This window comes from Pseudomonas helmanticensis (assembly GCF_900182985.1).
GTDB lineage: Bacteria > Pseudomonadota > Gammaproteobacteria > Pseudomonadales > Pseudomonadaceae > Aquipseudomonas > Aquipseudomonas helmanticensis.
Map to the genome: position 1 here is coordinate 379537 of NZ_FXUY01000001.1, position 13139 is coordinate 392675.

13 protein-coding genes are annotated in these 13139 nt (G+C 60.6%); 6 read left to right on the top strand and 7 right to left on the bottom strand.

Annotated features, from left to right (window positions below; translation table 11 throughout):
* Positions 1-534 precede the first annotated feature (534 nt).
* Complete coding sequence (locus QOL84_RS01910; protein ID WP_283435954.1) at positions 535-1251, top strand: alpha/beta hydrolase; 717 nt, start codon at positions 535-537, stop codon at positions 1249-1251.
* On the opposite strand, the gene QOL84_RS01915 is transcribed toward QOL84_RS01910, so the two are convergent.
* Both QOL84_RS01915 and QOL84_RS01920 read right to left on the bottom strand, forming a co-directional pair.
* On the bottom strand, positions 1241-1804 hold the full coding sequence (locus QOL84_RS01915; RefSeq protein ID WP_283435955.1) for a DcrB/PsbP domain-containing protein: 564 nt from the start codon (positions 1802-1804) through the stop codon (positions 1241-1243). The two genes, QOL84_RS01910 and QOL84_RS01915, sit on opposite strands and share 11 nt — an antisense overlap.
* Before the next feature lie 80 nt (positions 1805-1884).
* Positions 1885-2661: a hypothetical protein gene (locus QOL84_RS01920; RefSeq protein ID WP_283435956.1), complete on the bottom strand. Its 777-nt coding sequence runs from the start codon at positions 2659-2661 to the stop codon at positions 1885-1887.
* A gap of 146 nt (positions 2662-2807) precedes the next feature.
* Here QOL84_RS01920 and QOL84_RS01925 point away from each other — a divergent pair, with 146 nt between their 5' ends.
* Both QOL84_RS01925 and QOL84_RS01930 read left to right on the top strand, forming a co-directional pair.
* Positions 2808-3344, top strand: coding sequence for a chalcone isomerase family protein (locus QOL84_RS01925; RefSeq protein WP_283435957.1), 537 nt, complete (start codon positions 2808-2810; stop codon positions 3342-3344).
* Between the two features lie 158 nt (positions 3345-3502).
* Positions 3503-4822, top strand: a complete 1320-nt coding sequence (locus QOL84_RS01930; protein ID WP_283435958.1) for an Nramp family divalent metal transporter — start codon at positions 3503-3505, stop codon at positions 4820-4822.
* Positions 4823-5048: 226 nt separating this feature from the next.
* Here the strand turns inward: QOL84_RS01930 and QOL84_RS01935 are convergent, their stop codons facing one another.
* Genes QOL84_RS01935 through QOL84_RS01945 form a run of 3 tightly spaced genes read right to left on the bottom strand, consistent with a single transcriptional unit; the run spans position 5049 to position 7630 of the window.
* Positions 5049-6230, bottom strand: coding sequence for an acetyl-CoA C-acetyltransferase (locus QOL84_RS01935; RefSeq protein ID WP_283435959.1), 1182 nt, complete (start codon positions 6228-6230; stop codon positions 5049-5051).
* Positions 6231-6241: 11 nt separating this feature from the next.
* Entirely contained in the window at positions 6242-6907 is a 666-nt protein-coding gene (locus QOL84_RS01940) for a CoA transferase subunit B (protein ID WP_129394565.1), read from the bottom strand.
* Positions 6908-6931: 24 nt separating this feature from the next.
* Complete coding sequence (locus tag QOL84_RS01945) at positions 6932-7630, bottom strand: CoA transferase subunit A (RefSeq protein WP_283435960.1); 699 nt, start codon at positions 7628-7630, stop codon at positions 6932-6934.
* A 316-nt stretch (positions 7631-7946) separates the two neighbouring features.
* Between QOL84_RS01945 and QOL84_RS01950 the strand changes: the two genes are divergently transcribed.
* Positions 7947-8828, top strand: coding sequence for a LysR family transcriptional regulator (locus QOL84_RS01950; RefSeq protein WP_283435961.1), 882 nt, complete (start codon positions 7947-7949; stop codon positions 8826-8828).
* Between the two features lie 88 nt (positions 8829-8916).
* Here the strand turns inward: QOL84_RS01950 and QOL84_RS01955 are convergent, their stop codons facing one another.
* Positions 8917-9765, bottom strand: a complete 849-nt coding sequence (locus QOL84_RS01955) for an NAD-dependent protein deacetylase (protein WP_283435962.1) — start codon at positions 9763-9765, stop codon at positions 8917-8919.
* A gap of 234 nt (positions 9766-9999) precedes the next feature.
* Positions 10000-11046 (bottom strand): class I SAM-dependent methyltransferase, encoded by a 1047-nt coding sequence (locus tag QOL84_RS01960; protein WP_283435963.1) that lies wholly within the window; start codon positions 11044-11046, stop codon positions 10000-10002.
* Between the two features lie 454 nt (positions 11047-11500).
* On the opposite strand from QOL84_RS01960, the gene QOL84_RS01965 reads away from it, so the two are divergent.
* Entirely contained in the window at positions 11501-12340 is an 840-nt protein-coding gene (locus QOL84_RS01965; RefSeq protein ID WP_283435964.1) for an HvfB family MNIO-type RiPP peptide maturase, read from the top strand.
* On the top strand, positions 12333-13085 hold the full coding sequence (locus QOL84_RS01970) for an HvfC family RiPP maturation protein (protein WP_283435965.1): 753 nt from the start codon (positions 12333-12335) through the stop codon (positions 13083-13085). Before QOL84_RS01965 ends, QOL84_RS01970 begins: the two co-directional genes overlap by 8 nt.
* Positions 13086-13139 lie beyond the last annotated feature (54 nt).

Below are 13139 nucleotides of genomic sequence, written 5' to 3' on the forward strand. Positions count from 1 at the left end.
TGCGGCCCGCTCGCTAAGGCTCGGGGTTCCTTCGCTCCGGGATCGATCCGGGCGCAGCGCCTACGGTTTGCTGCGCTGCACCTCCTCTCGCTGTATTTGGCTGCGCCAAACGGTCGCTGCGCTCCCACCCCCGGATCAATCCCTTCACTCAGCCTTCCGACGTCGCTAGTGGATCAAGATCAAGGGCTGCAGCCGAGCTTGCGCTCATCCTGCGAGTGGGGCGGCTGCGCCGCGAATTCCATGTAGGAGCTGCCGAAGGCTGCGATCTTTTGATCTTGCCTTTGCAGGAGCAAAGCCCGCTCGCGAATGCTACCTGACAGCCAACCCATCCCTGGCTGACCGCTCACGATCCAACTGTAGGAGTGAGCCTGCTCGCGATGGCAACCTGGCAGCCAACCAATCCCTGGAAGATTGACTCAATTGCGTGGGAACCGGCCCGCCAGCAATAACGACCCCCAACCTCCCCAAACATTTGGATCTCCACCCCGGAATGTTAGGCTCCCCCCAATCCCTGCATTCTGTGAAGGAAGGCTTATGTTGAAGGTGTTCGCTCTACTGACGCTGCTGGCGTCTACCGCCGTTCAGGCGCAAACCACGCTGCAATCCGATCTCCCGCTGAAGTACCTCGAGCAGGTTCACCCTGACGCCGAGCCGCGGCCGTTGGTGATTTTTCTGCACGGCTACGGCAGTAACGAAGCGGATCTGATCGGAATGAAATTCCAGCTTCCGGCGCAGTACAACTATCTGTCGGTGCAGGCGCCATTGTCGTTGGGCGAGGATCGCTATCAGTGGTTTCGCAAGAAGGGCGAGGGCGCTTACAACGGCGAGACGGATGATTTGCAGGCCAGCGGGCAGAAGCTGCGCGACTTCATTGCGCAGGCGGCGAAGAAGTATCACGCTGCGCCGGACAAGGTCTACCTGATCGGTTTCAGCCAGGGCGCGATGATGACGTACGAGGTCGGTTTGCGTGCGCCGGTGGCGGTGGGCGGGATTGCGGCGTTGAGTGGGCGTGTGTTGCCGGTGTTGAAAAACGAGTTGAAGGCTGAGCGACAGCCGCTGCCGCTGCACATCTTTATCGGCCACGGTACCGCCGATGATCGTGTGCCGTATCACGACGGCACCGCGGCCAATGACTTGCTGCAAAAGCTTGATTACAAACCCGAGTTCCACGCTTATCCCGGTATCGGCCACAGCATCAGTGCGGCCGAACTGCGGGATTTGAATGGCTGGTTGCAGCAACTCAATCCTTGAGGATGGTTTTAACCACGGCATCGTGACCTTTCTTGTCGCTGGCGCGGGAGATCACCTGAACCAGCGCCATTTTTGTGCCGGAGCCGGCCATCAATGTGGTGTTGAGGGTCTGGCCGCCGCCTTGGGTGGCGGTGCTGTCGACCTGGCGCAGGCCGAGGCCGGTGCCTTTCTGGGTCAGGCTTTTTTCGCTGAGTTTGTTGAAGTCCGGCAGGGCTTTGCGCTGGTCTTCGATGAAGCTCGCGACGCTGCCGTCGAGGAATTCGCCGTCGTTGTCCTTGACGTTCTGGCCTTCGGCGATCTGGTTTTCGGCGGCGATCACCACGGTTTTGGTGGACTCGTTCGTATACATCGTGCCGGTGGCGCCGCCGGGGCTCGCCGGTAACGGATCAGCCACAAAGCCTTTAGGCAGAGTGAACGTGAACTTGCCGCCGAGCAGCGAGACTTGCTCGGTCGTGGTTTTTTCCTTGGCTTTGGCAGCCTGAGCGTTGATGGCGCCGAGACCGGCGACGGCCGCCAGCAACACGATGACGGCTTTCTTGCTCAACAATGACATTCGAATCTCCGAGGGATGGACGCGCTAGGCGGGCGATCATCCCACGCAGCACGCTGTCACTCCAGCGCGGTTCGTCAGGGTTACTGTGCCTGCTGCTGTTTCGCCACCGGCCGGGCCAGCAGTTGCCGGGTCACGCCGAGCATGGCCACGGAGACGGCCACGCCGACCGCGAATCCGCTCAGTCCCAGGGTGGGCAGGGTCAATGCCGCCACCAGGCAGAACGCCGAAAACGAATACATACCCGTCGCGGTTGCCCGTAACAGCACGGCAGTAAACGCCGGGCCACGGGTTTGCTGGGAAAACACCGCCATCACGCTGCCGAGCACCGGGAACACCGCGAGCAGGCCGCTCCAGCGTTCGCCGACGGTGCTGGCCAGCAGGGTCACCAGCAGCGTCAATGCGGCGCCGGCAATCATTCGCCAGATCAGTTTGTCCGACTTCGGCGCCGGGCCACTGAGCACCGGCTGCACGTCGGGAAACAGGTACGGCGCCGCCAGCAGGGCGATCGCTGCGGCGGCTATCGAGAACGGCAGCGACGTCGGAAGCAACGACAATACCAAGGCCAACAGCGCCCAGACCGACAGCGAAATCACCAGCGCCCAAGGCCAGTTTGCCCGTTGCGCGACCTGCGCGTAGGTGATGCAGAAGGCAATCATCGCGAACATCGCCGACAACGCCGCCACGGCCGATTGCGCGGCAAACTGTGGGCCCTGTTCGATGGCAAGGAAAAACAGAATCGGCCCGACCACCACCGGCAATCCCGACAGCCATCCGGCCACGCTGGGTCCCCAGCGCTTGCCAGCGAGGGAAATCAGCAGCAGAAAACCAGGAATCAGCAGCAGTTTGAGAATCAGCACGCGCAAACCTCCGTCGGACGAGTGAGGGCCACGTTAGCATTGCCGCCGGCAGATTGCTGCATTGTCAGACAGAAATTGTATACAAAACTATAGCGATGAAGCCGGCTATGCTCTGATTATCAGGGCTTGCCGGAGTCGCTACCGCGATGAACAGAACACCCAAGGTGTTGCGTGGATGCTGCGGCATCGGCTTGTGGGCCTTGTTGTTGACGCCGACGTGGGCCAATTGGCAGGACGCGGTGCCTGGTGCGCAGATCATCGGTTCCGGCGACTTCAGCGTGTTCGGTTTCGATGTGTACAACGCGCGGCTGTGGAGTGCCGCGCGACCGTTGGCCGAGGGGCAGCCGTTTGCCCTGGAGCTGATTTATCGCCGCAGCATCTCGCGCGAGGACCTGGTGAACGCCAGCGTCGACGAAATCAAACGCTTGGCCGGCGCCAACGTCAGCCCCGCGCAACTGGCCGGCTGGCAGATCCAGATGCAGCAATCGTTCATCGATGTGCAGGCCGGCACGCGGATTACCGGGGTGTATCTGCCGGGGCAGGGCGCGCGGTTTTTTGTCGGTCAGCAGTTGCAGCATGAAATCGATGATCCGTTGTTTGCCCGGGCGTTCTTCAGTATCTGGCTTGATCCGCGCACACGCAGCCCCGAATTGCGGGAGCAGTTGTTGGGTGTGAATCGCTAAGGTCAAAAGATCGTCCGAACGCGGCCCGAGCCTCCGGCAGCTCCTACATTTGAAATGCGTACCCTGTAGGAGCTGCCGCAGGCTGCGATCTTTTGATCTTCTAGCCAGCAACTGAAACGTCTAAGCTGCATCTTTCCGACTTGTTTCTGGATGTGTGCGTGAAATTCAGTTTGCCCAAAATCGCCACCGCGCCGTTTTGTCCGCCGGAAGTGGCCGGCAGCGTCGCGGTGGATCCGAGTGCCCCATTCTTCAAGCGCGTGTTGCGTTTCGCCGGCCCCGGTTTGCTGGTGTCGATCGGCTACATGGATCCGGGCAACTGGGCGACCGCCATCGAAGCCGGTTCGCGTTTCGGTTACAGCCTGTTGTTCGTGGTGTTGCTGGCGAGTCTGGCGGGCATGGTCGTGCAATGTCTGTGTTCGCGCCTGGGCATCGCCACCGGACGCGATCTCGCGCAGCTGTCGCGCGAACGCTACAGCACGCCGGTCGCCCGCTTGCAGTGGGTGTTGGCGGAGATTTCGATCATCGCCACCGACCTTGCCGAAGTGCTCGGTTGTGCGCTGGCGTTTCACTTGTTGCTTGGCTGTTCGCTGACCTTCGGCATTGCCCTGACGGCGTTCGACACCTTGCTGGTACTAGCCCTGCAGAACCGTGGCTTCCGCCGACTGGAAGCGATCATGCTGGTGCTGGTCGCGACCATCGGCGTGTGTTTTTTCGTTGAGCTGATGCTGATCAAACCCTATTGGCCGGACGTCTTTCAAGGTTTCAAACCCTCTCTGTCAGCCATCAGCGATGCCGCGCCGTTGTACCTGGCCATCGGCATTCTCGGCGCGACGGTGATGCCGCATAACCTCTACCTGCACACCTCGATCGTGCAGACGCGCATGATCGGCAAGGATCTGGCCAGCAAGCAGGACGCTGTGAAGCTGGCGCGCATCGACACCATCGGTTCGCTGGCGCTGGCATTGCTGGTCAACGCGGCGATTCTGATTCTCGCGGCAGCGGCGTTTCATCAGTCGGGGCATACCGAGGTGGTCGATATCCAGGACGCCTATCACTTGCTCGATCCGCTGGTTGGTGGGGCATTGGCCAGCGTACTGTTCGGCGTGGCCTTGCTCGCCTCGGGGCAGAGTTCAACCTTCACCGGCACCATCGCCGGCCAGGTGATCATGGAGGGTTACCTCAACCTGCGGATTCCGTGCTGGCAGCGGCGCCTGATCACCCGGGGGCTGGCGCTGATTCCGGCGTTTATCGGCGTGTGGCTGATGGGCGATAACGCGGTGGGCAAGTTGCTGGTGCTGAGTCAGGTGGTGTTGAGTTTGCAGCTGCCGTTCGCGTTGTATCCGCTGATCCGCATGACCAATGACCAACAGCTGATGGGGCCGTTTGTGAATCGGCTGCCGACGCGGGTGTTGGCGTGGGGGTTGTTTGTGGTGATCAGTGGGGCGAATGCGTGGTTGATCCTGCAATTGGCTGACTGAGGTTTTGTGGTGTGAGGGCTGGCCCCATCGCGAGCAGGCTCACTCCTACAGGATCGGGTTCACAAATCCCTTGTAGGAGTGAGCCTGCTCGCGATGGCGTCAAAACATTCAACAAATATTTCGAACAGACAAAAAAATACCCGGGGCAACGCAAGTCGCCCCGGGTTTTTTGTTGCCGAAAAACGGCGGATGTCGTGGATCCGCCGCCCTCCGTTGAACCCTTTGCTTAAGCCCGTTCCAGTGCCAAAGCCACACCCTGACCGCCGCCGATGCACAGGGTCGCCAGACCCTTTTTCGCATCACGCTTGATCATTTCATGCAGCAGCGTCACCAATACACGGCAACCCGACGCACCGATCGGGTGACCCAGTGCGATGGCGCCACCGTTGACGTTGACCTTGTCCAGATCCCATTGCAGATCCTTGGCCACCGCCAGCGATTGCGCGGCGAAAGCTTCGTTGGCTTCGATCAGGTCGAGTTGCTCGATGTTCCAGCCAGCCTTGTCGAGGCAACGGCGGGTCGCCGATACCGGGCCGATGCCCATGATCGCCGGGTCAACGCCCGCGTTGGCGTAAGCAGCGATTTTCGCCAGCACCGGCAAACCGAGGGCTTTGGCTTTTTCCGCGCTCATCAGAATCACGGCGGCGGCGCCGTCGTTCAGCGACGAAGCATTACCGGCGGTGACGCTGCCGTCCTTTTTGAACGCCGGGCGCAGTTTCGCCAGCGATTCGGCGCTGGTGTCACCGCGCGGTTGCTCGTCGACCTTGAACGCAACCGGATCGCCCTTGCGCTGCGGAATCAGGATCGGGGTGATTTCATCGACAAAGCGACCGGCCTCGATGGCGGCGGCGGCTTTCTGCTGCGAGGCGGCAGCGAAGGCGTCCTGCTGCTCGCGGCTGATCTCGTACTTGTCGGCGAGGTTCTCGGCGGTGATGCCCATGTGGTAGTCGTTGAATGCATCCCACAGACCATCGCTGATCATGGTGTCGACGATTTGCGCGTGGCCCATGCGCAAACCGGTGCGGGCGCCCGGCATCACATAGTTGGACAGGCTCATGTTTTCCTGGCCGCCGGCGATGATCACGTCGGCATCGCCGCAGCGGATCGCTTGCGCGCCCAGGTGCAGAGCCTTGAGACCCGAACCGCAGACCTTGTTCAGGGTCATCGCCGGTACCGCGTGGGGCAGGCCAGCCTTGATCGCCGACTGACGCGCCGGGTTCTGACCGGCGCCGGCGGTCAACACCTGGCCCATGATCACTTCATCGACCTGCGCCCCGTCCAGACCGGTCTGCTCAAGCAACTGGCGGATCACCGCCGCGCCCAGATCCACCGCGGAAACGCTGGCCAGGGATCCCTGGAAACTGCCGATCGCGGTACGCGTGGCGGCAACAATTACGACGTCTTGCATTTTCGAATTCCTCACTCGGCAGCGAACTGCATTTCCGGTACGTGATCCGGGACGATCAGTTTACCAGCGGTTTTGGCGACGATTTCCTCGACGCTGACGCCAGGTGCGCGTTCCTTGAGGACAAAAGCGCCATTTTCGATTTCCAGATAGGCGAGGTCGGTCAACACGCGTTTGATGCAACCGGCGCCAGTCAGCGGCAGACTGCATTTGGCCAACAGTTTCGACTCACCGTCCTTGGAGGCGTGGGTCATGATGACGATGATGTTGTCCGCGCCGGCCACCAGATCCATCGCGCCGCCCATGCCCTTGACCAGTTTGCCGGGGATCATCCACGAGGCGATGTTGCCTTCGACGTCGACTTCGAACGCGCCGAGCACGGTCAGGTCGACATGGCCACCGCGGATCATCGCAAAGGATTCGGCGGAGTTGAAAATTGACGCGCCGATGCGTGCGGTCACGGTCTGTTTGCCGGCGTTGATCATGTCGGCATCGATGGTGTCTTCAGTCGGAAACGGACCCATGCCGAGCAGGCCGTTTTCCGATTGCAGCATGACTTCCATGCCTTCGGGAATGTAGTTGGCGACCAGGGTCGGAATGCCGATGCCGAGGTTCACGTAGTAGCCGTCCTGCATTTCGCGGGCGACGCGCTGAGCCATTTGTTCGCGGGAAAGTGCCATGTTTTTATTCTCCGTCAGCCTGAATTATTTGCGGATGGTGCGCTGTTCGATGCGTTTTTCGAACGTGCCGCAAATGACCCGATCGACGTAGATGCCCGGGGTGTGAATGTGCGCCGGGTCGAGTTCGCCGGGTTCGACGATTTCTTCGACTTCAACCACGGTGATCTTGCCGGCGGTGGCGGCCAGCGGATTGAAGTTCTGCGCGGTGTGGCGGTAAACGACGTTGCCGAAGTGGTCGGCTTTCCAGCCTTTGACGATGGCGAAGTCGCCAGTGATGGATTCTTCCATCAGGTACTTGCGACCCTTGAATTCACGTACTTCCTTGCCCTCGGCAACCGGGGTGCCGACGCCGGTGGCGGTGAAGAAGGCGGGGATGCCGGCGCCGCCCGCGCGCATTTTCTCGGCGAGGGTGCCTTGCGGGGTCAGGATGACTTCGATTTCGCCTTTGAGCAGTTGCTCTTCGAACAGCTTGTTTTCGCCGACGTAGGAGGCGATGACTTTGCTGATCTGGCGATCGGTGAGCAGCACGCCGAGGCCAAAGCCGTCGACGCCGCAGTTGTTGGACACGACAGTGAGGTCGCGGGTGCCTTTGCGCTTGATCTCGGCGATCAGGTTTTCCGGAATGCCGCACAGACCGAAGCCGCCGGCGATGACGGTCATGCCGTCCTCAAGCCCGGCCAGGGCTTCCTCATAGGAACTCACGCGCTTGTCGAAACCTGCCATATGCACCTCTTTTATTATTTGCGGGCGGCTGGCTAGCCGAATGGTTGGAGTGTCTCGCTGGCGGATATATTTGTTAAGTTGATTTTTAAGGTTAATTGATAGATAAAACTCAATAGTCGCGTTATGGCGTGCTGCTTTGATCGTTCCCCACGCTCGGCGTGGGAATGCCTCTAGGGACGCTCCGCGTCCAGTGATGCGGAGCGTCACGGGCTGCATTCCCACGCAGGAGCGTGGGAACGATCATAATCAACATCAAAAGATCGCAGCCTGCGGCAGCTCCTACATGGCCCACAGGTATGTCCTGAGGTTTGAGTATATGACCATCAAACAGATCCGCGCCTTTCTCGCCGTCGCGCATAGCCTGAGTTTCGCCGTGGCCTGCGAGCGGTTGCACCTGTCGCAATCGGCCTTGAGCCTGACCATCAAGGCGCTGGAGGAAGGTTTGGGCGGGCGCCTGTTCAGCCGCAACACGCGCAACGTCGCGCTGACCCCGGAAGGCGAGTCGCTGCTGCCATTGGCCCGACGGTTGATCGCCGACTGGGACAACGCCGGAGACGAAATGCGCCAGCGCTTCAGCCTGCAACGCGGGCGGGTGACGCTGGCGGCCATGCCGTCATTTGCCGGTAACCTGCTGCCACCGATTCTGAAAACCTTTCGTGCGCGTTATCCGAACGTCAACGTCACGGTCAACGACGTGATCAATGAGCAGGTGCTGGAAATGGTCCGCGATCGCCAGGTTGAACTCGGCGTGGCGTTCGAACCGATGCAGAACACCTCGATGACGTTTACGCCGTTGTACATGGATCGTTTTGTGGCGGTGGTGCCAAAGGATTCGCCGCTGGCCGGGCGCAACGAGATCGATTGGCAGACCTTGTTGCAGGAACCGTTCATTACCTTGCAACGACCGTCGACGGTGCGGGTGATGCTCGAGGAGCACTTGCAGGCGCGCGGGAAGAAGTTGCCGGTGGAGTTTGAAAGTCATCAATTGGCCACGGTCGGCAGGATGGTTGCCAGCGGGCTTGGGGTCAGCGCGGTGCCAGCGTTGTGCGCCGAACAGATGCTGGAACTCGGCGCGCACTGCCTGATACTCAACGACTCGGTGGAACGGAACATCGGCGTGCTGACCGAACCGGGCAATGAACTCTCGGCAGCGGCGCAAGCGCTGTTCGATATCCTCCAACAGGAACACTACGCCTGAAACACACCCCACCGTGTAGGAGCTGCCGCAGGCTGCGATCTTTTGATGTTGTTGTTCAAGATCAAAAGATCGCAGCCTGCGGCAGCTCCTACAGGGGGACGTTCAGGTGGTGGGCGAGCAGGGGCAAAAGTTGTTCGCAGGAGGCCTCGATTTTCAGGTCGAGCAGCGCATCCGCGCGGGTCTTGCCGAGGTTGATCGCGATCAACGGTTTGCCGCGATCGGCAATCACCCGGCACAGGCGAAATGCTGAATACGCCATCAACGACGAGCCGACCACCAGCATCCCGGCGGCATTCTCGGCCGCAGCCATTGCCCGGGCGGCGGTGGGCTGCGCGACGTTTTCGCCGAAAAACACCACATCCGGTTTCATCCGCTCTCCCGCGCAATAGGGGCAGTGCGGCACTTGAAACCGCGCCTCAAAGGCCGGATCGAGCAACGTATCGCCATCCGGCGCCTGCACGGCATCGACCCCCGCCAGATAGGGATTGTGCATTTCCATCAAGCGTTGAATCGAATCGCGCTCACTGCGTTGACCGCAATCCAGGCATACCACCCGGTGCAGGCTGCCGTGCAATTCGATCACGTCATGGCTGCCGGCCTGATCGTGCAAGGTGTCGACGTTCTGCGTGATCAAGGCGCGCAGCAAGCCATGTCGCTGCAAACCGGCCAGCGCTTCGTGCGCCGCATTCGGTTGCGCCTGGCGCACCCGTGGCCAGCCGAGCATCGCCCGCGCCCAGTAGCGGCGGCGCGATTCGGCGGCAGCGAGGAACTCCTGATACATCATCGGTTGGCGACCACGGCGCACGCCGTCGCTGTCGCGGTAATCAGGTATGCCGGAGGGCGTGCTGATGCCGGCGCCGGTCAGCACGATGAAATCGCCATCGGCCATCGCCTGTTGCAACGTGTCGAGGTGTTTGCGGGTCGGGCTGTCGAGCATGGTCAGCGCTCCGGGGGCGGGATGCCATGCAGATTAGCACTGACCCTGTGGCGAGGGGGCTTGCCCCCGTTGGGTTGCGTAGCGTCCCCAAGTCAGGGGCCTGCTTTGCAGTCCAACGGGGGCAAGCCCCCTCGCCACAGGTTTTTTTGCAGGGCCAAAGGTCTTGCAAAACCACAGGCTTTTGCAGAGTCACTGGTTTTGCAAGACCATGCAAAGCCTCAGGTTTATGCAGGCCTACTTGCGTGCCTCCAGTATCAGGTTGAACGGCGTTTGCGCCGCGCGGCGGAATGTTTTGAAGCCGGCCTCGTTGAAAACTTTGCGCAGGCGCATTTCCCCGGCCTGCGCACCGAGGCCCAGGCCGACTTCCTGTGACAGCGAATTCGGCGTGCAGATGAACGTCGACGCGGCATAAAACAGGCGTCCGACCGGGGTGATGTTGTCGTCCAGTTTATCGTTGGCGAATGGCTCGACCAGCAACACGGTGCCGTCATCCTTCAACGAGTCGAAGGCATGTCGCGCGGCACCGATCGGGTCGCCCATGTCGTGCAGGCAATCGAAATAGCAGATCAGGTCATAGTCATCGCCCGGATAATTTTTCGCTGTGCCCTGGAAGAATTCCGCCCGGCTGCTGACGCCGCCTTCTTCCGCGCGCTGGGTGGCGACGGTGATCGACGGCGCGTGATAATCGAAGCCAACAAAGCGCGAGTTGGGGAACGCCTGCGCCATGATCACGGTCGAGGCGCCATGGCCGCAGCCAATGTCGGCGACTTTGGCACCTTTTCCGAGTTTGTCGACGACGCCCTCCAGCGCCGGCAGCCATTCGGCGATCAGGTGACCTTTGTAGCCCGGACGGAAAAACCGTTCGGTGCCGCTAAACATGCACGGATGGTGATCGCCCCAGGGCAGGGCGCCGTTGCCGCGCATGGCTTTGACCAGTTTGTCCTTGTCATGGAAAAACGACGCCACCACGCCCAGCCCGCCGGCGACGTACACCGGTGAATCTTCCACGGCCAGCGCCAGTGCCTGTTCTTCCGGCAAGCGAAACTGGCCGTCGCGGTGCTCCATGTAGCCGGAGGCGGCGTGCGCGCTGAGCCACTCGCGTACCAGCCGTGGGTTGCAGGTGGTTTTTGCCGCGAGGGCTTCGGGGCTGATCAACTGACTGTCGGCCATCGCCCTGTACAGTCCGAGTTCCTCGCCAACAATGACATTGGCGAGCATCGCCGCACCGCCCATGTCGTTGACCAGTTTGCCCATGAATTGGTTGAGTTTGAGTTCGTCCATGATGATGCTCCTGTGCCTGGATCACGATCCAGAGGTCTTGCTTATCCCAGGCATACACCTCTGGGGTGTGGTCGTCTTGGATTCGAGCGAAAGCCGCGTCCTGCGTGCCATCGCCCCGGTTGTCCTGTGTGTGAACAGGGTACTCAGGAGTTTAGTCGCCCGGGGCAATTCGGGGGCATTTCAAGTGCGCAGTTTGCACTTCCTCTCTAATGGTCACGCCGCCCGTTGGAGCACCACTATAAGAGGCACATTTGTCCGTCCGATACTGTCAACTTTGACAGGTATTAAAAGGTGGCTTTTTATCGCGTTTGCGCTAAATGGCGTCAGCGCCGTGTATCTCCGTGTATATCCATGGGCGGGGGATACGCAATGTGGCAAAAGTCGGTGGGCTGGACACAGCTCCGATACAGCCAGCATTTCTACTGTCGGGGTCAGCCATTACTCGAGGTGCCCCATGTCAAACTTCAAAACATCAATGCACTCATGCGTCGGACTCGGTCTGCGCCGTGGCCTGCTCAAGGATCTGCAAGCCGCCAGCGCAGGTGATTTCGACTTCCTTGAAGTTGCCCCGGAAAACTGGATCGGTGTCGGCGGTGCCCACGGTGCGGCTTTGCGCGAGTTGGCCGAGCGTTATCCGTTGTCCTGCCACGGCTTGTCGCTGTCGCTTGGCGGCTCGGCGCCGCTGGATGTTGGATTCCTTCAGGAAGTCCGCGCGTTTCTCGATCATTATCACGTGCCGCTGTACAGCGAACATCTGAGTTATTGCAGCGATGACGGTCATCTTTATGATCTGCTGCCGTTGCCATTCACCGAAGAAGCCGTGCACCACGTCGCGGCGCGGATTCGTCAGGCTCAGGATATTCTCGGCCGGCGTCTGGCGGTGGAAAACGTCTCCTATTACGCCGCTCCGCGCCAGGACATGGACGAAGTGGTGTTCACCAATGCGGTGTTGCGCGAGGCCGATTGCGACCTGCTGCTGGACGTCAACAACGTCTACGTCAACTCGATCAATCACGGTTTCGATCCGCTGACATTTCTCGCCGGGATCGAGCGCGGCAGGGTGGTCGGCATGCACGTCGCCGGGCACTTCGATGAGTCCGCGACGCTGAAAATCGACACCCACGGTGCTGCGGTGAAACCTGTGGTTTGGGCGTTGCTGGCCGAGGCGTATAGACGTTTTGGTACGCAGCAGACCTTGTTGGAACGGGATTTCAACTTTCCGGCATTTACCGAGCTCGTCGCAGAACTGCAGACCATCCGCCAACTGCAATCCCGGGAGGCCAGCCATGGCTAACCTCTTGCAGCAACAACAGGCGCTGACCCGATATCTGCGCGATCCTGACAACCAGTCCCCGCCGGCCGGGATGAACATGGCGCGGGTCAATGTCTATCGCGATCTGCTGTTGAATAACGTTTCGGCGTTGTTGAGTCCGACCTTTCCGGTGCTGATACGGATCATCGGTGCGGCACGCTGGCAAACGCTGGTGCGCGGGTTTCTGCGCGACTACCGCGCACAGACGCCCAAGTTTGCCGAGATCGCCGAAGAGTTTGTCGGTTTTCTCGCCAGCGCACTCGAGATCTTGCGCACGGGCGAATGGCCGGCATTTGTGCTGGAGCTGGCACATTACGAATGGGTGGAAATGGCCTTGCAGCAGGCCGACGCTAAACCATTACCGGTAGGCGACCCGGAATTTTTACTTCAGCGGCCATTGCAGGTTTCGGCGCTGGCCTGGCCATTGGCTTATGCATGGCCGGTGCAGCTGCTGTCGCCGGATTATCAGCCGTCGATTGCGCCACCACAGCCGACGCTGATTCTGGTGCGGCGAACGGCTGATTTCAGTGTGCAGTTTTCCGAACTCAGCCCGTTGGCCTGGCGCTTGTTGCAGCGCATCACCGAGTTTGCGTCTCTGACCGGGCGTGAGCAGTTGCAGGGAATGGCCGAGGAGGCTGGCGAGGTCGGCAACACCTCGTTCATCGACGCTGGCCTGGCGTTATTACAGCAGCTGCAAGCAGATCAGGTCATCGGCCTGGCAACCTGATCCACTGTAGGAGTGAGCCTGCTCGCGATAGCGTTCCTACAGTCGAATGTATAT